Origin of the sequence: Variovorax sp. 54 (assembly GCF_002754375.1) — a bacterium.
Taxonomy (GTDB): Bacteria; Pseudomonadota; Gammaproteobacteria; order Burkholderiales; family Burkholderiaceae_C; genus Variovorax.
On record NZ_PEFF01000001.1, the window covers coordinates 5,288,640 to 5,313,140 of the forward strand.

At 70.0% G+C, this 24,501-nt stretch carries 18 protein-coding genes; 4 read left to right on the forward strand and 14 right to left on the reverse strand.

What is annotated here, in order from left to right; translation table 11 throughout:
- Window position 1 precedes the first annotated feature (1 nt).
- From CLU95_RS24235 to CLU95_RS24250, 4 genes are read right to left on the reverse strand one after another with little or no spacing between them, the layout of a single operon-like run.
- The gene (locus CLU95_RS24235; RefSeq protein ID WP_099795949.1) at window positions 2–1,126 is read right to left on the reverse strand and encodes an acyl-CoA dehydrogenase family protein; all 1,125 of its coding nucleotides are present in this window, start codon (window positions 1,124–1,126) and stop codon (window positions 2–4) included.
- 4 nt (window positions 1,127–1,130) lie between these two features.
- Window positions 1,131–2,303: an acyl-CoA dehydrogenase family protein gene (locus CLU95_RS24240; RefSeq protein ID WP_099795950.1), complete on the reverse strand. Its 1,173-nt coding sequence runs from the start codon at window positions 2,301–2,303 to the stop codon at window positions 1,131–1,133.
- A 1-nt stretch (window position 2,304) separates the two neighbouring features.
- On the reverse strand, window positions 2,305–3,492 hold the full coding sequence (locus CLU95_RS24245) for a lipid-transfer protein (protein ID WP_099795951.1): 1,188 nt from the start codon (window positions 3,490–3,492) through the stop codon (window positions 2,305–2,307).
- 26 nt (window positions 3,493–3,518) lie between these two features.
- Window positions 3,519–4,658: an acyl-CoA dehydrogenase family protein gene (locus CLU95_RS24250; RefSeq protein WP_099795952.1), complete on the reverse strand. Its 1,140-nt coding sequence runs from the start codon at window positions 4,656–4,658 to the stop codon at window positions 3,519–3,521.
- Window positions 4,659–4,754: 96 nt separating this feature from the next.
- On the opposite strand from CLU95_RS24250, the gene CLU95_RS24255 reads away from it, so the two are divergent.
- Window positions 4,755–7,559, forward strand: coding sequence for a LuxR C-terminal-related transcriptional regulator (locus tag CLU95_RS24255; protein WP_257214713.1), 2,805 nt, complete (start codon window positions 4,755–4,757; stop codon window positions 7,557–7,559).
- 83 nt (window positions 7,560–7,642) lie between these two features.
- Here the strand turns inward: CLU95_RS24255 and CLU95_RS31210 are convergent, their stop codons facing one another.
- Together CLU95_RS31210 and CLU95_RS24260 are read right to left on the reverse strand one after the other, a co-directional pair.
- Entirely contained in the window at window positions 7,643–7,771 is a 129-nt protein-coding gene (locus CLU95_RS31210; RefSeq protein WP_257214714.1) for a hypothetical protein, read from the reverse strand.
- 226 nt (window positions 7,772–7,997) lie between these two features.
- Window positions 7,998–8,378, reverse strand: a complete 381-nt coding sequence (locus CLU95_RS24260) for a cupin domain-containing protein (protein ID WP_099795953.1) — start codon at window positions 8,376–8,378, stop codon at window positions 7,998–8,000.
- Window positions 8,379–8,862: 484 nt separating this feature from the next.
- On the opposite strand from CLU95_RS24260, the gene CLU95_RS24265 reads away from it, so the two are divergent.
- Entirely contained in the window at window positions 8,863–10,443 is a 1,581-nt protein-coding gene (locus CLU95_RS24265) for an AMP-binding protein (RefSeq protein WP_099795954.1), read from the forward strand.
- Window positions 10,444–10,498: 55 nt separating this feature from the next.
- Here CLU95_RS24265 and CLU95_RS24270 read toward each other — a convergent pair whose 3' ends face one another.
- From CLU95_RS24270 to CLU95_RS24305, 8 genes are all read right to left on the reverse strand, one after another.
- Window positions 10,499–11,482, reverse strand: coding sequence for a Bug family tripartite tricarboxylate transporter substrate binding protein (locus CLU95_RS24270; protein WP_099795955.1), 984 nt, complete (start codon window positions 11,480–11,482; stop codon window positions 10,499–10,501).
- A gap of 46 nt (window positions 11,483–11,528) precedes the next feature.
- Complete coding sequence (locus CLU95_RS24275) at window positions 11,529–13,424, reverse strand: feruloyl-CoA synthase (protein ID WP_099795956.1); 1,896 nt, start codon at window positions 13,422–13,424, stop codon at window positions 11,529–11,531.
- Between the two features lie 89 nt (window positions 13,425–13,513).
- Window positions 13,514–14,338, reverse strand: coding sequence for an SDR family NAD(P)-dependent oxidoreductase (locus CLU95_RS24280; protein ID WP_099795957.1), 825 nt, complete (start codon window positions 14,336–14,338; stop codon window positions 13,514–13,516).
- Window positions 14,339–14,374: 36 nt separating this feature from the next.
- Window positions 14,375–14,791: a MaoC family dehydratase gene (locus tag CLU95_RS24285; protein ID WP_099797460.1), complete on the reverse strand. Its 417-nt coding sequence runs from the start codon at window positions 14,789–14,791 to the stop codon at window positions 14,375–14,377.
- A gap of 17 nt (window positions 14,792–14,808) precedes the next feature.
- Window positions 14,809–15,249 (reverse strand): MaoC family dehydratase N-terminal domain-containing protein, encoded by a 441-nt coding sequence (locus CLU95_RS24290; RefSeq protein ID WP_099795958.1) that lies wholly within the window; start codon window positions 15,247–15,249, stop codon window positions 14,809–14,811.
- Window positions 15,246–16,436: a lipid-transfer protein gene (locus CLU95_RS24295; RefSeq protein ID WP_099795959.1), complete on the reverse strand. Its 1,191-nt coding sequence runs from the start codon at window positions 16,434–16,436 to the stop codon at window positions 15,246–15,248. Before CLU95_RS24295 ends, CLU95_RS24290 begins: the two co-directional genes overlap by 4 nt.
- A 22-nt stretch (window positions 16,437–16,458) precedes the next feature.
- Window positions 16,459–17,598 carry an acyl-CoA dehydrogenase family protein gene (locus tag CLU95_RS24300; protein WP_099795960.1) on the reverse strand — a complete coding sequence of 380 codons (1,140 nt, stop codon included), beginning with the start codon at window positions 17,596–17,598 and terminating at the stop codon, window positions 16,459–16,461.
- A 123-nt stretch (window positions 17,599–17,721) separates the two neighbouring features.
- Complete coding sequence (locus CLU95_RS24305; protein WP_099795961.1) at window positions 17,722–20,523, reverse strand: LuxR C-terminal-related transcriptional regulator; 2,802 nt, start codon at window positions 20,521–20,523, stop codon at window positions 17,722–17,724.
- 194 nt (window positions 20,524–20,717) lie between these two features.
- On the opposite strand from CLU95_RS24305, the gene CLU95_RS24310 reads away from it, so the two are divergent.
- Window positions 20,718–23,375, forward strand: a complete 2,658-nt coding sequence (locus tag CLU95_RS24310) for a LuxR C-terminal-related transcriptional regulator (RefSeq protein WP_180288669.1) — start codon at window positions 20,718–20,720, stop codon at window positions 23,373–23,375.
- Window positions 23,376–23,502: 127 nt separating this feature from the next.
- The gene (locus CLU95_RS24315; protein ID WP_099795963.1) at window positions 23,503–24,498 is read left to right on the forward strand and encodes a Bug family tripartite tricarboxylate transporter substrate binding protein; all 996 of its coding nucleotides are present in this window, start codon (window positions 23,503–23,505) and stop codon (window positions 24,496–24,498) included.
- Window positions 24,499–24,501: the final 3 nt, after the last annotated feature.

A 24,501-nucleotide genomic window follows, 5' to 3' on the forward strand; every position in this document is an offset into this window, starting at 1 on the left:
ATCACAGGCGCGCGAGGCGCGCGGCCTGCGCGTCCACGTCGCCGAACAGCTGATCGAGCACGTGGATGCGGCGCAGGCAGTGGCCCACGGCGTACTCCTCGGTCATGCCGATGCCGCCGTGCGACTGGATCGCCTGCTGGCACAGCGCCCGCGCGTGGCGGCCGATGGCCAGCTTGGCGCGCGGCAGGTCGGTGGCGGCGTGGTCCGAGGCCGGGTCGTCGACCGCGACTGCCGCGGCCATCGCCATGCTGCGTGCCATCTCGAGCGCGACGGCCATCTCGGCCACGCGATGGCGCAGCGCCTGGTACTCGCCGATGAGGCGGCCGAACTGCTTGCGCGTGTTGACGTAGGCGGTGGTGAGCGCAAAGGCCGCCTCCATGGTGCCGACCATGTCGGCGCAGACGGCGGCGGTGCCGGCGGCCACGGTGGCGCGAATGGCTTCTGCGGCGCGTGCGTGGTGGGACGCGTCGCCCAGCGGCTCGGCGAGCGTGCCGTCGAGCACCAGTTCGCCGGCGGGCGTGTCGTCGATCAGGCGGAAGGGGCGCAGCTTCGCATCGGCGGCATCGACGAGAAAGAGCACGAGGCCGTCTTCGTCGCCGGGCTGGCCGCTCACGCGCGCGCTCACCACGAAGCGACTGGCGGCACCTGCATGCAGCACGAGCGACTTGGCGCCGTCGAGGTGCCAGCGGTCGCCATCGCGCCGCGCGCGGGTCTCGATCCACAGCGGCGCGTGGCGCCCCTGTGCTTCATCGTGCGCCCAGGCCATGCGCAGGCTGCCATCGGCCAGGGCCGGCAACAGGCGGTCCTTCTGTGCATCGCTGCCCGCCGACAGCACGGCCGTCGCGCCGAGCACGCTGGAAGCCAGGTACGGCTCGAGCAGCAGCGCGCGGCCGAAGGCCTGCATCACCGGCAGCCGGTCGCCCGCGCCGCCGCCCAGGCCGCCGAAGGCTTCGGGGATGCCCAGGGCCGTGACGCCCAGCGCGGCCAACTGGCCCCAGGCGGCTTCGCTCCAGCCGGCCGGCGAGTGGGCGATGGCGCGGCGCTGCTCGAAGCCGTAGTGGTCGTCCAGCAACCGCGAAAGGCTTTGCGCCAGCGCCTGCTGGTCTTCGTTCAGATCGAATTGCATGGCGTTATCCCAGGAGCGTCTTGGCCAGGATGTCCTTCTGGACCTCGCTGGAGCCGCCGTAGATGGTGGTCGCGCGGTGGAAGAAATAGCGCGGCGTCGCGGCCGCGAGCGGATGCCGCGCGGCATCGCCTTCCGCGTCGCGCCGCTCCAGGCCGGCCGGGCCGGCGAGGCGTGCGACCAGCGTGGTCAGCGCCTGCATCAGCTCCGAGCCCTTGAGCTTGAGCACCGAGGCGAAGCCGGGGTTCTTGCGTCCGATCTCGGGGTCGAGCAGGAAGCGCCAGTTGGTCAGCTCCAGCGCGCGGATCTCCGCGCCCAGCTCGGCCAGTTCGGCGCCCAGCTTCGGGTCGTCGAGCAGCCGCGCGCCGCCCTGGCGGATGTCCGCCGCGAGCTCGCGGGCGGCGTCCAGGCGCTCCCAGCACAGGCCCACGTTCGCGATGTTGGTGCGCTCGCTGGCCAGCAGGTATTTGGCGCAGTCCCAGCCGCGGCCCTCTTCGCCGACGAGGTTGGCGACCGGCACGCGCACGCTGTCGAAGAAGACCTCGTTGAGGTGGTGCTGCCCGTCGATGGAGACGATGGGGCGCACCGACACGCCCGGCGTCTTCATGTCGATCAGCAGGAACGAAATGCCGTCCTGCTTGCGCGCCGTTTGCTCCGTGCGCACCAGCGCGAAGATCCAGTCGGCGTGGTGGGCCGAGGTGGTCCAGATCTTCTGGCCGTCGACCACGTAGTGGTCGCCGTCGCGCACCGCGCGTGTGCGCAGCGAGGCCAGGTCGGAGCCTGCATCCGGCTCCGAGAAGCCCTGGCAGAACCACAGGTCGAGCCGTGCGAGCTGGGGCAGGAAGAAGCGCTTCTGCGCCTCGGTGCCGAAGCGCAGCAGCACCGGGCCGAGCATCGCGATGTTGAAGGGCAGGGGCAGCGGTGCGCCGGCGCGCTGGAGCTCTTCGAGCAGCACCAGCCGCTCGGTCGTGCCCAGCCCGGCGCCGCCGTATTCGGCGGGCCAGTGCGGCGCGGCCCAGCCGCGCTCGTGAAGGATGCGCTGCCAGGCCACGGTGTCCTGCTTGCGCGCCGCATGGCCGCGGCGCAGGCGCGCGCGGATGTCGGCGGGCAGGCGCTCGGCGATGAACGCGCGCACCTCGTCGCGAAAGGCGAGGGCGTCGGCGCTGAGCTGCAGGTCCATGTCAGTTCCGGCCGTAGAGCGTCACGACGCAGGCGCCGCCCAGGCCCACGTTGTGCTGCAGGCCCAGGCGCGCGCCTTCGACCTGGCGCTTGTCGGCGCTGCCACGCAGCTGGTGCGTGAGCTCGTAGCACTGGGCCAGGCCGGTGGCGCCCAGCGGATGGCCCTTGGACAGCAGGCCGCCCGAGGGGTTGATGACGACCTTGCCGCCGTAGGTGTTGTCGCCGTCGTTGACGAACTTCTCGGCGCCGCCTTCAGGGCAGAAGCCCAGGCTCTCGTAGCTGATGACCTCGTTCTGCGCGAAGCAGTCGTGCAGCTCGCACACGTCGATGTCCTCGGGGCCGACGCCGGCCGCCTCGTACACGCGGGTGACTGCAGCCTGCGTCATGTGGGTGCCGACCCAGCTGAGCATCGACGGCGGCTCGAAGGACTGCACCGGGTCGGTGGCCATGGCCTGCGCGAGGATCTGCACGTCGGTGCGCAGCCCGTGCTTCTTGGCGAAGCGCTCCGACACCAGCAGCGCCGCCGCGCCGCCGCAGGTGGGCGGGCAGGCCATCAGGCGGGTCATCACGCCGGGCAACAGCACGGTGTCGTTCATGACCTCTTCGGTCGTCACGACCTTGCGGAACAGCGCCAGCGGGTTGTTGGCCGCATGGCGGCTGGCCTTGGCGCGCACCGCGGCGAAGGTTTCCATGCGGCAGCCGTAGCGCTCCATGTATTCGCGGCCGGCGCCGCCGAAGGTGCGCAAGGCCTGCGGCATGCCGTCCATGTCGGCCGTCAGGCCGCGCAGCACCGGCAGGAAGCGCTCGCGCGTGGGCGGGCGATCATCCCAGTGCGACTTGAGGGCGCCGGCCTGCATCTGCTCGAAGCCCAGGGCCAGCACGCAATCGGCGTCGCCCGAGGCGATCGCCTTGCGCGCCAGATAGAGCGCGGTGGAGCCGGTCGAGCAGTTGTTGTTGACGTTGACCACCGGGATGCCCGTCATGCCGACTTCGTACAGCGCCGTCTGGCCGCAGGTGGAGTCGCCGTAGACGTAGCCCACGTAGGCTTCCTGCACCGCGTCGTAGCCGATGCCCGCATCGGCCAGCGCGCGGCGCACGGCTTCGGCGCCCATCTCGGTGTAGCTCAGGCTCTGGCCCGGCTTGGCGAAGGGGATCATGCCGACGCCGGCGACGATTGTTTTTTCGGTCATGTGTGTGGTCCTGCGAGGAAGTGGATTCAGAGTTTTCTGGAGATGAGGTCGCGCTGCGTTTCGTTGCTGCCGCCGAACACGCGCGTGATGCGGTAGTCGGTGAAGGCGCGCGCAATCGGGTACTCCAGCATGTAGCCGTAGCCGCCGTGCAGCTGCACCATGTCGTCGATGCACTTCCACAGCGTTTCGGTCGCGAAGAGCTTGGCGATGGCCGCCTCCTGCACGCTGATGCGGCGGCGCATGTGCTCGCCGATGTAGTAGTCGACCAGCGTGCGGGTTGCCACCGCCTGCGCCTTGATGTCGGCCAGCTTGAACTTGGTGTTCTGGAAGTCCCACACCGTGCCGTCGAAGGCCTTGCGTTCCTTCACGTACGCCAGCGTCTGCTCCAGCAGGCGCTCGAGCTTGGCGGCGCTGTACACGGCGATGATCAGGCGCTCCTGCGCGAGCTCCTGCATGAGGCAGACGAAGCCCTTGTTCTCTTCGCCCAGCAGGTTGTCGACCGGCACGCGCACGTTGTCGAAGAACAGCTCGGTGGTGTCGGCGGCCGGCTGGCCCACCTTGTCGAGCTTGCGGCCGCGCCGAAATCCCGCGCGGTCGGCCTCGACCATGATCAGGCTCACGCCCTTGCTGCCGGCGCTCGGGTCGGTCTTGCAGGCCACCAGCACCATGTCGCAGTTCAGGCCGTTGCTGATGAAGGTCTTGCTGCCGTTGATGACGTACTCGTCGCCGTCGCGCACCGCGCTCGTGCGGATCGACTTCAAGTCGGAGCCCGTGCCCGGCTCGGTCATGGCGATGGCCATGATGGTCTCGCCGCGGCAGATCTTGGGTAGCCAGCGCTGCTTCTGTTCCTCGGTGCCGAAGCGCACGATGTACGGCGCGGTGATGTCCGAATGCACCGACAGGCTGAAGCCCGAGACACCCGAGCGGTGCAGCTCTTCGGCCAGCACGCAGGAGTGACCGAAGTCGCCGCCGCCGCCGCCGTATTCGGTCGGCACGGTGACGCACAACAGCCCTTCGCGGCCGGCCTTGAGCCAGGTCTCGCGGTCGGTGCGGCCGGCGGCGTCCCACGCGGCCTGGCGCGGCAGGCATTCGCGCTCGAAAAATCGCCGTGCGGTGTCGCGCAGCATCTCGTGGTCTTCGCGGTACACGGTGCGGTGGATGTTCACGGGGTCTCCTTGTCTTGCAGCGATTCTGGGCGCCGCACCCCCTTAACCCCACTACCCAGATCGGGTGGCGGGCGGGCCACAATGCCGGCCAGAGACATGCAGAACAAGCCACTTTCCCCCTCGCGTTCGCCCGACGCCACCGGGCTCAAGGCCCTGGTCGCCACCAAGATGGTTCCCCCCCGCAGCGCCGGGCGCGCCGTGGCCCGCGAGGCGTTGCTGGCCCGACTGATGGAAGGGCGCCGCCGCCGTTGCGTCGTGCTGCAGGGCCCCGCCGGCTGCGGCAAGACCACCACCCTGGTCGCGTGGCGACAGGCGCTGCTGCCGCTGGGCTTCGACGTCGCCTGGCTCAGCCTCACGCCCGAGGACAACGAGCCCACCCGCCTGCTCGACTACCTGCTGGCCAGCGTGGCGCAGGTGGCGCCGGTCGCCACCCAGGAGGCCGCCGACTACGCCGGCCGCGGCGTCGACAGCGAGGCCGTCGAGCGCGCGCTGATCGCGCTGGTGCGCGGCATTGCCGCCCATCCGCGCGAACTGGTGCTGGTGCTCGACGACTTGCAGCACCTCATGGATGCGCGCCTGCACGAGGCGCTGCAATGGCTGCTGGACTACGCGCCGGGCAACCTGCACCTGGCCATGGCTTCGCGCGGCGCGCTGCCGCTGTCGCTCGACCGCCTGCGCGCCGAAGGCCAGGTGCTCGAGATCGACGTGCGCGACCTGCGCTTCTCGCCGGCCGAGTCCGAGCGCTTCCTGCAGTCGCAACTGGGCAGCATCGCGCCGCGCGACGCGCTGGCGCTGCACGAGCTGTGCGACGGCTGGGCCGCCGGCCTGCAGCTGCTGGCCATCAACTGGAAGAAGCGCCGCCAGGAACTGGGCGTGGGTGCAGGCCAGCTGCCGGGCGACTTCGTGCGCGCCCACGTGCAAGACCCGCAGGCCTTCGCCGCCTACTTCGAGAAGGAAGTGCTGTCGCACCTGGCGCCGGCCGATCTCGACCTGCTGATCAGCGTGTCGGCCTGCAGCCGCTTCTGCGCGCCGCTGTGCGCGGCCTTGCTCGGCCGGCCCGCGGACGACCCCGCCACCGCGCCGCTGCTGGCGCGGCTGGAGGGCGAGAGCCTGTTCATCGTGCCGATCGAGACCAGCGCCGAGCGCGAGACATGGTACCGCCTGCACCCGCTGCTGCGCGAAACCCTGCGCGGGCGCCTGCGCCAGCGCAGCGAGGCCGAACAGCGCGCGGTGCACCGCATCGCGTGGCAGTGGTTCCGCGACCATGGCCTCATCGACGAGGCCGTGCGCCAGGCCGTGGCGGCGGGCGAGGGCGCGGCGGCCGCGGCGCTGGTCGAGAAGTCGGCCCATGGCCTGGCCGTGCGCGGCGAGCTGCGCAAGCTGATCGGCCTTGTGCGCCAGCTGCCGCCGGCCGAAGTGCAGGCGCGCATCGGGCTGCGGCTGTGGATGATCCGAATCGAACTGTTCGCGCGCGAGCTGGACGCCTTTTCCGCCCACATCGCGCGCCTGCGGCCCGACATTCCGCCGGACGACGCCATCAGCCATTACTGGCTCACGCTGCTCGAAGCCTCGCTGGCCTTGCAGCGCGACGACACCGATGCCGCCATGGCGCTGCTGCCGCGCCTGCAGGCTGCGCCCGAAGGCGCGGACGCGCTGGCCACGGGCGCGCGCGACAACATCCTGTCCTGGCTGTACATGCACCGCGGCGACTACGAGCGCGCGCGGCGCGTGCAGCAGGACAACCCGATCCGCCTGATCGACGGCGAGCCCTTGCGCGGCAGCTCGTCGGGCACGCTGCAGGGCCGCAGCCTGGCCGGCCTGAGCTACGCCATGGAAGGCCGCATGACCCAGGCCGAGCGTGTCTACCGCGACGTGCTGCGCGAGGCCAACGAGGGCGGCAGTGCCTGCGTCGACGCCACCTACCTGTCGACCGCGCTGCTGGGCGAGGTGCTCTACGAGCACGGCGAGACCGAGGCTGCGGTGGCGCTGCTCGAAGACCGTGTGGACGCGCTGGAGCGCGTGTCCATTCCCGACTCGGTGCTGCGCGTGCACCGCTCGCTCGCTGCCGCGCACTGGGCGGCCGGGCGACGGATGGAAGCCATGGCCTGGCTGGAGCGGCTGGAAGACTACAGCGCCGCGTTGGGCCTGGACCGGCTGCTGGTGCACAGCCTCACGATGCAGGTGCACTACCGCCTGCAGATGGGCGACCTGGCCGCCGCCGAAGTGGCGCTGTCGCGCGCGAACGAGATCGACGCGCGCCATGCCGATGCCGCGCACAGCGCACTCGGCGAGATTGCCGTGGTGGCCGAGCGCGCGCGCATCCGCTGGGCGCTTGCCCGCGGCGACACGGACGATGCGGCGCGCAGGATCGAAGCGCTGATCGCGAACATCGCGCTGCGCGGACGGCAACGGTTGATCGCGCAGATGAAGCTGCTGCAGGCCCTGATCGAGCAGCGCCGGGGCAGGGCGCAGGCCTCGCGGGAATGCACGCTGGCGGCCTTGCGCAGCGGCCACCGGCTGGGTCTGGTGCGCAGCCTGCTCGACGCGGACCCGGCGGTGATGACGCTGGTGGCGGAAGTGGCGAAGGACGCATCGCTGGACCCGGTGCTCGGGTTCTATGCGGAGCGCCTGGGACGCGCGGGACTCGTGCCTGTCGCTGCCGACGCGACGGTCTCGGTGGGTGTGGCCCCCGAGGCGGGCAGGCGCCCGGTCGAGCCGTTGAGCGACCGCGAGCGCGACGTGCTGGGCCTGCTCGCGCAGGCGATGCCCAACAAGAAGATCGCGCTGGCACTGGGCTTGTCCATCGACACCGTGAAGTGGCATCTGAAGAACATCTACGGGAAGCTCGGAGTCGCGGGGCGGGATGAGGCTGTAGCGTGGATGCGGGGAAGACCGGGATAGGAACCCTCTCGCTTCTGAACGGGAGCGTCTGGACCAGACGGGGTGCTGTCGTTCGATGGCGTTGGCCGGATGGGCGCGATCGGTCAAACGCCGATCGTCAACGCCGGCCTGCCGCGCGGCACCTGCGTAGTCGGCCAGGCTTGGGAAAAGACGAACGCGTTGGCGCTGAACCCGGCCTCGCGCACGACCCGTTGCAGGGCGTGCTGCAGCATTGCGGCTCCGCTGAAATTTCCAGCGTCTGGGTTCTCTGCGGGACCCCGGGGCCAGCGATCGGCGGAATTCAACAGTCGAACTGTTTCGCGAGCGCAAGGAGCGCTACCGCTGTAGTTGATTGTCATCAGTCCTCTGGATCACCCCAGTCCGACTGTTGTTCCGTACGGATCACGCCTGCGTTCGAGCATCGCGAAGACGTTGGTTCCTGAGACCCTTCACCTCGGGTCAGTTCTTGGACTTTGCGTATTCCTCTGCGCTCATCATCTCCAAGCCGACGAACGGAGCGTTGCCTTCGACCCATGCGTCGTGCCCCGGCGGAATGGTGTACGACATGCCTTCCTCAATGACAGTCTGCGAGCCGTCATTCATTTGCACGGTGATGCGACCGGACACCGCGTACCCGACGTGAGCCACCTGGCAACTGTCCGTGCCAACGACCGGTTTGATGCACTTCGACCAGCGCCACCCGGGCTCGAACTTGAAGCGTCCGAGCGTGTAGCCCTCGAGGCGGACCACTTCGACCCGGGTCTTTTCGGGCTCCCGAACCTCATCCGGTTCGTCATGGGATTTCGTCTGAAGCTTGTTGACATGCATTGGACTTGCCATCGCGACTCTCCTCGCACGAGTGAGCAACCAGTCCGCGGCAGTCTCGTGCCGAACCGCACGTGAACGATGGAATGGTAGTCCCGGGCCACGCTTGCAGTGATCTATTTCTTGCACGGCAGTGCGCTCCTTGCAGTGAGCGTCATGTGGCAGTTTGCGTAAGCCGAGTTACAGAAAATCTTCGTCCACCACCAGCGACGGCACGGACCCGCGCAGTCGCGGGGCCCCGTTCGATTCGGGCTCCCGGTGCAGCACCCAGCGGCGTTCATCGCACGGGAAGCTTCTGTTGACTGCAGTCGCTTTGACCGGTCGAACAGTGCGCGCTCCGGATGAGGGTTGCAAGTCCAGCATGGGATCTAGGTGTCGCTGCAGAGCAGACCGTGGGCGCCTACCCAACAAGGGTGGGCGCCCGAGCCTGTCCGCATCGCCCAATCAAGCCCACGGGTCGACATCCGCCCGCAGCCCTGAAAACGAAAGCACGGCCGCCATGCACCTGCCTCCCAATCCGACCCTCCACCAAGGCTCCACCTTCGCCGAGCTCTACCGCTCTGCCTTCAAAGCCTTCGCCACCCGCGAAGCGCTCGTCGGCAGCGGCGCGCGCATGAGCTACCGTGAACTCGAACAAGGCTGCCATCGCATGGTGCGCTGTCTGCAGGCGATGGGCCTGCAGCGGCAGGACGGCATCGCCGTGCTGGCTGCCAACCGGCCCGAGTCGGTGATGGTCATCATCGCGGCGCATCTGATGGGGCTGGTCTACACGCCGCTGCATCCACTGGGATCGGAAGAGGACCAGGCCTTCATCCTGGCCGACGTGAAGGCCAAGGCACTGGTGATCGGCGTGCCGCACCATGCCGGGCGCGGGGCGGCGCTGGCGCAGCGCTACCTGGTGCCGCATGTGCTGACGCTGGGGCCGGCCGCCTACGGCATCGACTTGCTGGCTGCGTCGGATGGCCTGGACGGTAGTGACATCGCGCTCGACGCGCAGCCGGACGACATCCTCAAGATCGCCTACAGCGGCGGCACCACGGGCCGGTCCAAGGGCATCGTGCATCACCAGCGCACGGTGGTGACGTCGGCGCTGCAACAGCTCGCATGCTGGGAGTGGCCGTCGGAGGTGCGTTTTCTGGCCGCCACGCCGGTGTCGCATGCGGCGGGCGCGATGCTTCTCACGACCTTCCTGCAAGGCGGCACGGTGCATCTGCTCGAGCGCTTCAGCGTCGATGGTTTTCTGCGGACTGTCGCGGCTGAGCGCATCACCACGACCTTCCTCGTACCCACGCAGATCTACGGCCTGCTCGATGCCTCCGAGGCGCTGGATGCGCACGACGTGTCGAGCCTGCAACTCGTGCTGTACGGCGCCGCGCCGATGGCGCCGGCGCGCTTGCGACAGGCCTTGGGCCGGTTCGGTCCGGTGTTCGCACAGGTCTACGGCCAGGCCGAGGCGCCGATGACCATCAGCTACCTGCGTCGCGACGAACACGACCTCGATCGCCCCGAGCGGCTGGGCAGTTGCGGCCGCAGCCTGCCGGGCAACCAGGTACGCCTGCTCGACGCCCACCATGCCGAGGTGCCGGTGGGTGAGATCGGCGAGCTGTGCGTGCGCGGCCCGCTGGTGATGTCGGGCTATCTCGACCGGCCCGAGGAAACAGCCAAGGCCTTTGCCGGCGACTGGCTGCACACCGGCGACATGGCGCGTCGCGATGCCGACGGGTACCTCTACCTGGTCGACCGCGCGAAGGACATGATCATCAGCGGCGGCTTCAACGTGTACTCCAGCGAGGTGGAGAGCTGCCTGGCGCAGCACCCGGGCGTCGCGCTGTCGGCGGTCATCGGCGTGCCGCACGAGAAGTGGGGCGAAGCGGTGATGGCGGTGGTGGTGCGCAAGAAGGAGGGCACCCCGGTGGAGGCCGCCGAGCTGATCGCCTTCGTCACCGAACGCAAGGGCGTGGTGCAGGCGCCCAAGCTGGTGACCTTCGTCGACACGCTGCCGCTGACCGCGCTCGACAAGGTGGACAAGAAGGCGCTGCGCGCGAGGCACTGGGCCGGGCAGGACAGGCAGGTCGGATAGGAGACAGCAAAACGGCCGCACGCGGCGGCCGTTGGCATGCGTCGGCGCTTGCTCGTCAATCCACCTTCGCGCCGGACACCTGCACCAGCTTCTGGATCACCGGCCCGCTGGCCTCGAAGTTCTTCCTGAACTCGGCCGAGCTGTTGCCCATGCCCACCAGGCCGAAGGCCTGGAAGCGTGCCTTCATGGCGGCGGTCTGCACGACGGCGCGGGCTTCCTTCTCCAGCCGGGCGAGGATCGGTGCGGGGGTCTTGGCGGGAGCGGTCAGCATTACGCCGCCGAGGGGCTTGAACTCGTCGTCAGGGAAGCCGGCCTCGACCATGGTGGGCACGTTGGGCAGCTCGGGCAGGCGCTTGTCGCCGACGATGGCCAGGGCCTTCAGGCGGCCGCTGGCGATGTGCGGGGCCATGGTGCCCAGGGTGCCGATGCCCATCGGGATCTGGCCGCCGAGGATGTCCTGGATCATCGGTGCCTCGCCCTTGTAGGCGGCATGCGCCATGTCGAGGTGGCGCGATTCGCTCAGGTGCGCCATCAACAGGTGGCTCGAAGAACCGACGCCGAACGAGCCGTAGTTGACCTTGCCCTTGTTGGCCGTGGCCCAGCTCACCAGCTCCTTCATGTTCTGCACGGGCACATCCTTGCCGACCGCGAACACCAGGCTGGCCGAGCAGATCTCGGTGATGAAGGCGAAGTCGCGCCGCACGTCGTAGGGCACCTTCGAGAACATGTAGGGCGCGTAGTAGATCGGCGTGGCATGCGAGAAGAACAGCGTGTAGCCGTCGGGCGCGGCGCGTGCCACCGCCGAGGCGCCGAGCAGGCCGGAGGCGCCGGGCTTGTTGTCCACGATGACGGTCTGGCCCAGGCGCTTGCCCAGCTCGTCGGCCATCACGCGCGCGAGCACGTCGGTGGCGCCGCCGGGTGGCGCCGGCAGCACGAGCGTGATGGTCCGCGTCGGATAGTCCTGCGCGAAGGCGAGGGTGCTGCAGGCGAGGGCGGCGATGCCGATCAGCCGTCTGGCGAAATGAGATGTGCTGTGCATGGTGTCTCCGTTTTTCTGTGAATGCGGGGTGGGGCGGGGCGCGCGTTCAGGCGCGCGCCACCTGCGGGCCGGGCTGCGGCTCGAACAGCTGCGCCACTCGGTCGGCCCGGCGTGCGCGTGTGGCCGACTGGTTGACGTAGCCCTTGTCCGCGATTTCGTTGGCGTCCATCGACGGCGGCTCGGCCATCAGCAGCAGGCGTTCGACGCGCAGGCTGGCGCTGCCGCTGTCCTTGCGCAGGCGCTCGCCGAGGGCCGCGACCAGGGCCGGATGCGCGATGAGTGCGGCGGCGTCCAGGCCCGCGAGTTCGGGCAGCAGGCGCTGGCAGGCGGCCACGTTGGGCCAGGCCAGCGCGGCAACGTAGGTCTGGTCGTGGCCGCAGATGACGGCGTCGGTGATCAGCGGCGCGCAGCGCTCGACCAGCCCGAGGCGGATGGCGCCGGTGCGCACCCAGGTGCCGTTGACGAGCTTGAAGTCTTCCGCCACGCGGCCGTCGAAACGCATGCCCCGGGTGGGGTCGTTCGCATCGACCAGCCGCACCGCGTCGCCGAGCTTGAAGAAGCCTTCCTCGTCGAACGCCGCGGCCGTGAGTTCGGGCTGCGCGACATAGCCGCTGAAGTTGTGGGCACCGCGCACCCGGATCTCGTAGCGATCGCCTTCCAGCGGCACCAGCTTGATCTCGGTGCCGGGCGCGGGCGCGCCGATGTTGGCCAGGTCGTCGCAGGCCCAGTTGCGGTAGGTGCCCACGCCGGTGGTTTCCGTCGAGGCCAGCCCGGTGCCGAACACGATGCGTTCGCCCACGGTGCGTTCGGCCACGCGCTGGATGCGCTCGTTGACGTCCTGCGGCAGGCTGGCGCCGCCGTAGCCGAAATTGACGACGCGGGCGAACAGGCTGCGCGCCAGCTGCGGGTCGCGCTCGAGTTCGGTCGCGAGCATGGTCCACGCCGAAGGCACGCTGGTCAGCAGCGTGGGCGAGACCTCGCGCAGGTTGCGCACTGTGCGCTCGAACAGGCCCGGCAGCGGCTTGCCGTCGTCGATGTAGTGCGTGGCGCCGAGCAACACCGCGCGCCCGAGGTTGAGCACGCCGCCCAGGGCGTGGTGCCAGGGCAGCCAGTCGAGGAACACAGGCGGCTCGTCCTGCTCGGCGAAGCTGGCGAACATGTCCGACTGGCTCGCTGCCGTCGCCTGCAGGTTGCGGTAGCTGAGGGGCACGCCCTTGGGCACGCCGGTGGAGCCGGAGGTGAAGAGAATCCGGGCGATGTCGTCGGGGCGGATGGCCGCGTGCGCGGCGGCCACGCGGTCGCGGCGCGCCGCAGTGAGTTCGAGCGCCGAGAGCGCCTGCCATGACAAGGCGCCCGGTGCGGCGCCATGCACCGCGATCACCGGCACATCGGGGCCACCGACGGCGGCGATGGCGGCGACGGCGCGTTCGAAGGTGGCGCCGTCCTGCACGAACAGCGCCGCCGGCGGCACGAGTTCGCACACGCCCTTGAGGCGCGCGAAGTCGCGGCTCAGCAGCGAATAGGCGGGCGACACCGGCGCGACCGGCACGCCGACGTATTCGGCCGCCAGCAGCAGCACCAGCTGCTCCAGCGAGTTGGGCGAGAGCACGACCAGCGGGCGGCCCTGGCCCAGGCCGAGTTCGAGCAAGGCGGCGCCCACGGCCTGCACCTGCTGCCACAGGGCGCGCCAGGTGATGCGGTTCCATTCGCCGCTGTGCGCGTCGCGTTCGCAGAAGGCCGGCAGGTCGCCGCGGCGTTCGGCCCAGTGAGGGATGTAGCCTGCGAAGCCTGTGCGGCCCGTGGCCTTGGGCGTGAGCGGGGAGCGCAGGATCAGCGTGCCGTCGGCGCGCCGTTCGCACAGGGTCTGGCGGATCGCGTACGGCACGGCCCGATAGCGCACTGCGGCGGGCGTCCGGGTGGGTTCGTCGGCGAGGGTTGTCATGTGTGTCGTGTCTCCGGAGTTTTTCTGGACCAACGCGAGGCCGCGGGCGTCAGGCCACCCGCGGCCATCCCCACTTTGTGCGTGTTTACTTACTGCGGCGAGCCGGCCACCGCCACGATCTGGCCGGTGATGTAGTTCGACTCGGGCAGGCAGAACAGGTACACCGCGCCGGCCGCTTCTTCCGGTGTGCCGCCGCGGCCCAGCGGGTTGCGCTGCGCATGCGACTTCAGCAGCTCGGGGTTCAGCCCCACGCGGATGTCGCGGCCTTCGATGTTCACGGTGGCGCCGGCCTTCGCATCGGCGTTGGTCATGCGGGTGTGGATCAGGCCGAAGGCCACCGCGTTGACGTTGACCTTGAAGCGGCCCCACTCGCGGCTGAGCGCACGCGTCATGCCGATCACGCCGGCCTTGGCCGACGAGTAGTTCATCTGGCCCGCATTGCCGTTCAGTGCCGAGGTCGACGAGACGTTGACCACTTTTCGGTACACCTCGATGCCCTCTTCCTGGTCGGCCTGCGCCTGCGCCTTGATGACCGGGTAGGCGGCGCGCAGGATGCGGAAGGGCGCCGTCATGTGGCAGTCGACGATGGCGTGCCACTGTTCGTCGGTCATGCGCTGGATCACGTCGTCCCAGGTGAAGCCGGCGTTGTTGACGATGATGTCGATGCCCTTGAAGTGGTCCATCGCCGTCTTGATGTAGCGCTCGGCGAAGTCGGGCGCGCTGACGTTGCCCGCGCAGGCCACCGCCTCGGCGCCGCTCTTCTTCAGCAGCTCGACCGTTTCCTGCGCCGGGTCGGCGTCCAGGTCGTTGACCACGATGCGCGCGCCCTGGCTGGCCAGCTTCATCGCGATGGCCTGGCCGATGCCGCGGCCCGAACCGGTGACCAGTGCCACCTTGCCGTCAAGAGTTCCCATGTGTCTATCTCCAGAAATGAATGAGTGGATGGATGTTCAGAGCGCGACCACGGCATCGCCCACGATGCGGGTCTCGCCGTACTGGTTGCGCGTTTCGATTTCGAGCTTCACGCGCTGCTCGCCGTCCACCTCGAACTTCTCGACCACCCGGCCCGTGCAGGTGATCTGGTGGCCCAGGTGCGTGATGCCGGTGAAGCGCACGCCGAAGCTGCGCAACTTGCGCTGGTCGACCCACTGCGTGAGCAGGCGTCCCAGGTAGGCCATCGACAACATGCCGTGCGCGAACACGTCGGGCATGCCGGCCTTGCGCGCGTAGTCGAGGTCAATGTGAATCTGGTTGTGGTCGCCCGAGGCGCCGGCGAACAGGGCCAGCGTGGTGCGGGTGATGGGCGGCAGGGCCAGCGGGGGCAGGGCGTCGCCGACAGTCGCGGTGGTGGGGGAAGGGGTGCTCATGGTCGTTGCCTTCTTCTTCATGCGTTCTTGTGAACGAGGATGGAGCGCAGATCGGCCACGTGCTCGCCGCGCTGGTTGGTGACGCGCGACTTGCGCTCCACGAAGCTCAGCGCGCCGCCCTTCTTGTCGTAGATGTCGGCGATGTGCGTCTCGAACTGCAGCGTGTCGCCGGCGTAGGCCATGCGGTGGTAGTCGAAACTTTCTTCGCCGTGCAGGATGCGCGAGGTCACGATGCCCAGCGTTTCGCGCCAGGCGTTCGACGGAATCTGGAACTCCAGCGAGAACAGGAAGGTCGGCGGCAGCGGCAGGCCCGGGTGCCCGGCATCGCGCGCGGCCGATTCGTCCAGATAGACGGGGTTGGTCTCGCCGATGGACTTGGCGAAGAAGCGCAGCTGCCCCGCCTCGGCAGTGGCCTTGTAGACCGGCAGCTTCATGCCGATGTGCTTCTTGCCGATCATGCGCTGGCCCTCTTGTAGATCGTGACGACGCCGGCGCCGCCCAGGCCCAGGTTGTGTTGCAGCGCCACCTTGGCGCCTTCGACCTGGCGCTGGTCTGCCGTGCCGCGCAGCTGGTGCGTGAGCTCGTAGCACTGGGCCAGGCCTGTGGCGCCCAGCGGGTGGCCCTTGGATAGCAGGCCGCCCGAGGGGTTGGTGACCCAGCGACCGCCGTAGGTGTTGTCGCCGTCGTTCACCAGCTTCTCGCCTTCGCCTTCGGCGCACAGGCCCAGGCCTTCGTAGGTGAGCAGTTCGTTCTGTGCGAAGCAGTCGTGCAGCTCGATGACGTCGATGTCCTTGGGGCCCACGCCAGCTTGTTCATAAGCCTGCTTCGCGGCCAGGGCCGTCATGTCGAAGCCGACGACGCGGATCATGTCCTTGGCGTCGTAGGTGCTGGGCAGGTCGGTGGTGAGCGACTGGCCGGCAATCAGCACGTCGGTGCGCAGGCCGCGCTTGCGGGCGAAGGCTTCCGACACCACGATGGCCGCAGCGCCGCCGCAGGTGGGTGGGCAGGCCATCAGGCGAGTGATGACGCCGTCCCACAGCATGGGCGCGTTCATCACGTCCTCGGTCGACACGACGTTGCGGAACACGGCCAGCGGGTTGTTGGCGGCGTGGCGGCTGGCCTTGGCGCGGATGGCGGCGAAGGTCTCCAGCCGGGTGCCGTATTTCTGCATGTGCGCGCGGCCGGCGCCGGCAAACTGGCGGATGGCCGACGGGATCTCGGGGTGGCCGACCAGCTCGTCCACCACCTGGGCGGCGCGCTCCAGCGCCGGTGCGCGGTCGTCCCAGCGCGACTTGAGCGCGCCCGGGTTCATCTGCTCGAAACCGAAGGCCAGCGCGCAGTCGACCGCGCCGCTTTGCACCGCCTGGCGCGCCAGGTACAGGGCCGACGAACCGGTGGCGCAGTTGTTGTTCACGTTGAGCACCGGAATGCCGGTCATGCCCACGCGGTACACCGCCTTCTGGCCGCAGGTGGAATCGCCGTAGACGTAGCCGGCATAGGCCTGCTGCACGTCGCTGAATTCGAGTCCGGCATCGGCCAGTGCCATGCGGATGGCCTGCTCGCCCATCACGTCGTAGGGCTCGCTGGTGCCGGGCTTTTTGAACTGGATCATGCCGACGCCGGCGACGAATACCTTGTTTGTCATGTGGTTCCTTGAGGAGGTGGGGTCAAAGTTTTCTAGCGATCAGTTCGCGCATCACTTCGCTGGTGCCACCGTAGATGCGCGTGACACGCATGTCGACGAAGTCGCGTGCGATGGGGTACTCCAGCATGTAGCCGTAGCCGCCGTGCAGCTGCACCATCTCGTCCAGCGCCTTGCCCAGCGTCTCGGTGGCGAAGAGCTTGGCGATGGCCGCTTCTTCGAGCGTGAGGCGCCGGCGCATGTGCTCGCCGATGTAGTGGTCGATCAGGGTGCGCACGGCCACGGCTTGTGCCTTCACGTCGGCCAGCTTGAACTTGGTGTTCTGGAAGTCCCACACGGTCTGGTCGAAGGCGCGGCGCTCCTTGACGTAGGCCAGCGTGTTCTCCAGCGCGCGCTCCAGTCGCGCGGCGGCGCCGACGGCGATGGTGAAGCGCTCCTGCGGCAGCTCGCCCATCAGGTAGGCGAAGCCCTTGCCTTCCTCACCCAGGCGGTTGGCCACGGGCACGCGCACGTTGTCAAAGAAGAGTTCGGCCGTGTCCTGTGCGTACTGGCCCACTTTTTCCAGCTTCCGCCCGCGCCGGAAGCCCGCGCGCGTCGCCTCGACCGCGATCAGGCTGATACCTTTGGCGCCGGCGGTCGGATCGGTCTTACAGACCACGAGGATCAGGTCGGCCGTGAGCCCGTTGCTGATGAAGGTCTTGCTGCCGTTGATGACGTACTCGTCGCCCTCGCGAACGGCGGTGGTGCGCACCGCCTTCAGGTCGCTGCCGGTGCCCGGCTCCGTCATGGCGATGGCCAGGATGGTCTCGCCCGAGGCCGCGCCGGGCAGCCACTTGCGCTTCTGTTCCTCGGTGCCGGCGCGCAGGATGTACGGGGCGATGATGTCCGAGTGCATGCCGAAGGCCGGGCCGCTCACGCCGGAGCGCGCCATCTCTTCGCTGAACACGGCCGCGTGGCCGAAGTCGCCGCCGCCACCGCCGTAGTCCTCGGGGAGCGAGGCGCACAGCAGGCCTTCGCGGCCGGCCTTCAGCCAGGTCTCGCGGTCGACCTGGCCGGCGCGGTCCCAGTCGGCCTGGCGCGGCTTGCATTCGCGTTCCAGGAAGCGGCGCACCGTCTCGCGGTACATCTCGTGGTCGTCTCGAAAGACGTTGCGGGTCACGTTCACGGATTTGTCTCCTGAGGGGCTCGTGGCAAGACCCAAAGGTAAATCCGGGGGGGCGGGGGACCACCACTCCCGATGGGGGGCGGGTTGACCCGAAGGGGGCCGCGCGCCGTCGGCGCGAAGGCGTCAGTCCGGCGCCGTGGCGGCGGCGCCGGCGTCCCACCCGAGGTCGCGCACGCGCGCCACGGCTTCGTCGCGGCCGGACACGCGCAGCTTGCCGTAGATGCGGCTCAGGTACCACTTGACCGTCTCGGGCGACAGGCCGAGGGCGCGCGCGATCTTCTTGTTGGGCATGGCCTGGGCCAGCAGGCGCAGCATCTCGACCTCGCGCTCGCTGAAGGCTTCGAGGCCGGCAGGCGTGGCGCCGGATGTGCCGGAAGCGCCGGTTGCGGCGGCACCGTCCACGGGCGCCTCCGGGCGCGTGCGCACGGCCAGCAGGCGTTCGACATAGAAGGCCAGCACCGGGTCGAGCGATTCGGTGCGCGCGAGCTCGTCGAGCATCCGGCGCGCCATCGTGTCGGCATCGACCAGGCTGCGCAGCAGGCCGAGCCGGTGCCCGCGCTGCAGCGCGTCGCGCAGCTTGCGCCGAGCGGATTCGCCGCAGCCGCGCTGGGCATCGACCGCCGCGCTGCGCACCAGCAGTTGCACCACGCTGCGCTGCCGGCCGCGCGCCTCGCACAGGGCGAGCAGGTCGTCCAGCTGCGCGGCGGCGCGCTCGAGGTCGCCCAGCACCACGGCCAGCCGGATGCGTGCGCGCTGCGCCACTTCGCGGATCTCGCCGAGCGACCCCGCGGCCGGGGCCGCATGGCGCGCGTCGATCGCCTCCAGCCGGGCCAGCGCCGCCTGGGCGGCCGTCAGTTCGCCGCACAGCAGGCGGCAATGCACCTCGTCGCCCAGTCGGTGGGCGAGCAGGCGATCGAGCCGGTGGCGCGTGGCGTAGGCCTCCAGCCGCTCGAGGTGGGCGAAGGCGCCGGCCGTGTCACCGGCCTGCCAGGCGGCCGCCGCCAGCACCCGGTACACGCGCAGCACGGCATCGGGCATCGCGATGCGCTCGAGCATACCGACCTTGTCCTCGAGCAGGGCGCGCGCCTGGCGGGCGTCGTCGAGTTCGTAGAGCACGTCGGTGAGCAGGCTGAGCGCGAGGTAGCGTGCATCGGCGCCCGCCTTGCCGGCCTGTTCGGCTTCGGCCGCCACGGCGCGCAGCACGCGTTCGGCCTGCGTCATCTGCCCTTCCATCGCATAGCTCAGCCCGACCAGGCAGCGGCCCTGCAGGCTGCCGGCGGCGGTCGCCACGAGCGGCGCGCCATCGACCATCAGCGGCGGCGCCTCGCGCTGCACGCGGCGCGCCTGTTCGTACGCGCCCTGCTGGATATGAAGCCACGACAGGATGTTGTGGCGCACGCCGACCGCAAGCGGATCGGCATCGGGCGGAACCTGCAGCAAGTGCGGCAGCATCGCCAGCGCGGCGTCGGTGTCGTCGCGCTGCAGCGCCAGCGCGGCCTGCAGCGCCGCGACATGAAAGCGGTGCGCGACCGCATCGGCCGGCAGGTCGCGTGTCAGCTCGTCGAGCGTGCGCGTGCAGGCGTCGAGGTCGCGCTCGAAGAACTGCGTGCGCACCAGCCACAGCCGCATGCTGAAGCTGCGCTGCAGCTGCTCCGGCGGCAGCTGGCGCAGCAGCGCCGCCAGTTCGCGACGCTCGCCGCGCACGATGAGCGACTGCGCGCACTGGTCGACCAGCGCCGCGGCCTGCGCCGGGTCGCCCGACTGCACGGCATGGCGCACCGCGTCCTGCAGCAGGCCGCGGTCGCGAAACCACGTGAAGGCGCGCGCCTGCACGGCCTGCCGTGCAGGCTCGGCGAGGGCAGCGAAGCGGGTCAGCAGCGCGTCGCGCAGCAGCGGGTGCAGGCGGAACCAGGTCTCGCCCGGCGGGTGCTCGACGCGGTCGACAAAGTGGTCTTCGCTTTCCAGCCGCAGGAGCAGCGTGGCCACGTCGGCGAGCGTGTCCGGCGCGTCGGCGAGCGCGGCGCACAGCGGTGCACAGAGGCGCAGGCAGGGCGCCGCGCGCACGAGCAGGTCGAGTTCGCCGGGCGACAGGTGCGCGCACACCTCGTGCTCGAAGTAGTGGGCCAGGGCGGTCGCATCGCGTGCAGGCAGGCCGGCGAAGGGCTGGCCCGTGGCGGTGAGCGCGGAGAGTTCCCGTCGCTTCTTCTTCCAGTCGAGCGCAAAGAGGCGCAGGCCGGTCACCCAGCCTTCGCTGAGTTCGTGCAGGCTGCGCACGGTGCGGGCATCGATCTCTCCAAGTTGCGACTTGAGGAACTGGACACTCTCCGCCGCCGTGAAGCGCAGGTCGTGCCGGTCGAGCTCCAGGGTCTGGGCCTGGCTGCGCAGCCGCTCGAGCGACAGCCGCAGACGGCCGCGCGAGACCAGCACCAGGTGCAGGTTGGGTGGGGCGTAGTCCAGCAGCCATTGCAGCGCATCGAGGATCGCGGGGTGGCGCAGCCGGTGCAGGTCGTCGAGCACCAGCGCCACATCGCGCGCATGTGCCGCGATGCCGCGCACCAGCGTGATGACCTGCCGCTCGATGGCATCGGGGTCGGTGCCGATGCCTGCGGTGGTCTCGTGCGCCAGCGCTGCATCGACCTGCGCCAGGCTGGCAAGCAGGCCGTCGAAGAAGCGTGCGGGGTTGTCGTCGTCCGCACCCGGCGTGAACCAGGCAACCTCGAAACCCATCGGCACCAGGGCCCGTCGCCAGGCCGCGATGAGCGCGGACTTGCCGGCGCCCGCCGGCCCGGTGACGGCGATGCAACGCAGGTGCCGGGCTTCGGTCAGGCGCGCCAGCAGGCGCTCGCGTCCGACCGTGCCGACAACCGGGCGCCGCGCCGCCTCGGGCTTGGCCGTTGGCGAGGCAGAAGGGGTAGGGGCCGGCATCGCGGTCGATTGTGCAGCAGCCCTGTGGGGCGACACCACCCGCTGCGGGTAGGGGCAGGCGCTGTGCGCGAGAATCCACGCCGATGCCGACCCTGCCTGCCGAGCGCACGAAACCCAACGATGCGCAGCCTGTGTCCGGATCGCTTCCGCGGTCCGCCGGGCTTCTGTTGTCGCGCGAGACCTTGCTCGCGCGTTTGTCCTTGTCCACCTCGGCGCCGCACCGGCTCGTCGTCGTTCAGGCGCCCGCGGGTTGCGGCAAGACCTCGCTGCTCCAGCTGTGGCGACGCGAGCTGGTGTCGGTCGGTTCGGAGGTCGCCTGGGTCGCGCTGGGCAGCGACGACAACGACATCCTGCGGCTCGTCGACGACCTGTTCGCGGCCTTGGAGCCCATCGACGCGGCAATCACCCGCGAGGCCCGCCTGCTGGCCGGGCGCGGCAGCGACCCAGAGGCGGTCGAGCGCATGGTCATCGGCCTGGTGCAGGGCATCGCGGCGAGCGGGCGCGAGATCGTGCTGGTGCTCGACGATGCGCACCATCTGCACAGTGCCGGGGCGGTGCATGCGATTCAATTGCTGATCGAGTACGCGCCCGTCAACCTTCGCTGCGCGCTGGCCACGCGCACCGCGTTGCCGCTTTTCCTCGCACGCGCACGCGCCGCGGACCAGATGTTGCAGCTTGGCCCCGACGACCTGCGTTTTTCGCGCGACGAGTCGGCCGAGTTCCTGCGCGAGCGCCTGTCGGGCGCCGACGACCGCATCGCCGATCGCCTGCATGCGCTGACCGACGGCTGGCCGGCCGGCCTGCAGCTGCTGAGCGTGGCCTTGCGCCGCCGGCCGGGTGCGCTGCCGGAGCAGGTCGAGCGCGTCTGCGATCCCAAGACCTTCTCTGCCTACCTCGAGCAGGAGGTGCTGCTGCGCCTGGCACCGGACGAGTTGCGCCTGATGGTGTGCTGTGCGGTGCCGTCGCGCTTCAACGCGCCGCTGGGCGCCGCGCTGCTCGGCGAGCCACAGGGTGCCGCGCGCTGCGCCGCACTGCTGGGCCGGCTCGCGGGCGAAGGGCTGTTCATGACCCGCACCGCGGGCGCGGACGATCCGGCCGCGTGGTGGCGCATCCATCCACTGCTGCGCGACGTGCTGCGCGCCCGCTTCGAAACCTGGCCGGCACCCGAGCGCCGCCGAGTCCACGTCGCGGCATGGCACTGGTTCGCGGCCGAGGCCCTGCATCACGATGCCGTGCGCCACGCGATGCAGGCTGGCGAGGCCGACGCCGCCGTCGAACTGGTCGAGGGCTGCGCGAGCGACTTGTTCGTGCGCGGCGAGCTGCGCCAGCTGGTGAGCCTGATGCGGCTGCTGCCGCCCGCGCTGCTGAGCGCGCGCGCGGGCCTGCGCCTGTGGATGGCCTGGGTCGAGGTGTACGAGCGCCGGCTGGCCGAGTGCGCGCGCACCGTCGCTCAGTTGCGCATCGACCTGGCCGACGCGCCGCCCGCCATGCGCTACCGGCTCACGCTGTTGCGCGGCCTGCTGGCGGTGCAGAGCGACGACACGCTCGGCGCGATGGCGATCCTGCCGGAGCTGCAGCACGCGCCCGACGGGGCGGATGGCATCGCCCGGGCCGGGCGGCGCAACATCCTGAGCTGGCTCTATGTCTACCGCGGCGAGTACGAGCGCGCGCGCCGCATCCAGCTCGACGAGGAGCCGCCGCTGGTCGAAGGGCAGGTGCTGCACGGCACGCCCTTCGGCGCGCTGGTCGGCCGTTGCCTGGTCGGGTTGGCGCATGCGGTCGAAGGCCAGATGATCCAGGCCGAGCGCATCTACCGCGACGTGCTGTTCGAGGCCGACCAGCGCGGCAGCAGCTGCGTCGATGCCGCCTGCATGGCGGCCGGCCTGCTGGCCGAGGTGCTGTACGAACTGAACGACCCGGCCGCCGCGGCGCGCCTGGTCGAAGAGCGGCTCGACGTGCTGGAGCGCGTGTCGATTCCCGACACGGTGGTGCGCGTGATGCTGGTGCTGACGCGCGCCCGCCGCATGGCCGGCCGCCCGCTCGATGCCCTGGCCCACCTGGAACAGGTCGAAGACTACGCGCAGCGGCTCGGCCTGGACCGCGTGATGGCCTACTGCCTGCTGGAGCAGTTCAAGCTGCACGCGGAGCGCGGCGAATCCGAGGCGGTGCGCCACTGCATGGCGCAGCTCGACGCGCTCGATGCGCGCCACGCGGGTGTCGAATCCGAAACCCTCAGCGAGATCATGGTGGTCGCGGAGCGCGCGCGCATTCGCCTCGCGATCTGGGACGGTGACCTGCAGGGCGCGTTGCGGCGCATCGACGCGCTGTGGGTCCTGTGCGAGCGGCGCGGGCGCATCCGCCGCCTGGCCTACCTGCACCTGCAGGCGGCCGTGCTCGAGCGCCGGCTGGGGCGGGACGATGTGGCGCGCGAGCGCACGCGCGAAGCCCTGCGCATCGGCCACCGGCTCGGCCTGGTGCGCTCGCTGCTCGATGCCGACCCCGACGCGCTGGCCCTGATCGAGGCCGTGGGCAACGAGCCCGGCATGGACCCGTTGCTGGCCTTCTACGCCCAGCGCATCCAGGCCTCGGCCCGCCAGTCGCATGCGAACGCAGGGGGCGGGCAGGGCGCAGGCGGCGACACGGCCCGCACCGCCTCGTTCGAACTGCTGAGCCCGCGCGAGACCGAGATCGTGCAGTTGCTCCAGCAGTCGATGCCGAACAAGAAGATCGCGCGCGCCCTCGGGGTGTCGCTCGACACCGTGAAGTGGCACCTGAAGAACGTCTACGGAAAGCTCGGCGCGACCGGGCGCGACGACGTGGTGCAGCGCTTGCGCGCCGCCGGGACGAAGTAACCCACCCCCACCGGGTTTTCCCGAGCCGCCCCAGAGGGGTGGGGTGTTCGCCGCACCGAACCGGATGATGACCTCCAGCGCGTCGCGTCGTTCCTGACCGCGACTGCGACTTCCAGGAGACGCATCCATGTCCGTTCGATTTTTTCCCTTTGCCGGTGCGGTCCGCGCGCTGCTTGTCGGCGCCGTGTTCGCGGTGTCCGCGCAGGCGCAGGCCGCCGGGTACCCCGAGCGCCCCGTGCGCATCCTCGTCGGCGTGCAGGCCGGCGCCAGCACCGACACGCTCGCGCGGCTGGTCGCGCAGAAGCTCGGCGACCGGCTGGGCCAGCCTTTCATCGTTGAGAACCGGACCGGTGCGGCCACCCGCATCGGCATGGAGACCATGGCGCGCGCGCCGGCGGACGGCTACACGCTGGGGCTCGCGAACGCGGTCTCGACCAGCTTTCCGCTGATGTTCGACAACTTCCCCTTCGTGCCCGGCAAGGACTTCGTGCCGGTCTCGATGGTCGGCCGTGCGCCGTCGTTCCTGGCGGTGCGCAGCACGCTGCCCGTGCGCAACGTCGCCGAGTTCATCGCCTATGCGAAGGCCAACAGCGGCAAGCTGAGCTTCGGCTACGGCGGCGCGGGCAGCAACCCGCACGTGGCCGCGCTCACGCTGGTGCGCTCGCTCGGTGTGAAGGCCATCGGCGCGCCCTACAAGGGCAATGCGCCCACGGCCCTGGCCGTGGCGGCGGGCGAGGTCGACTTCGCGATGCTCGAGTACGCCGCGGTGCGCCCGATGGTGGAGCGCGGCAACATCCGCCTGCTGGCGGTGACCGAGCCCAAACGCTTCGCGCTCACGCCCGACGTGCCGACCGGCGCCGAGCAGGGCCTCACGCGCGAGATCGAGGGCATGACGCCCTGGTTCATGTGGCTGGCGCCGGCGGGCACGCCCAAGCCGGTGGTCGAGCTGCTCAACCGCCACGTCAACGAAATCCTCAAGCTCCCCGAGGTGCAGCAACCGCTGCGCGCCGCCGGCATCGAGCCCGAAGGCAGCACGGCCGCTGCCGCCACCGAGTACTTCCTGGGCGAGCGCGCACGCATCACGCGGCTGTCGCACGAGCTCGGCGTGTCCTTCAAGGAATGAAAC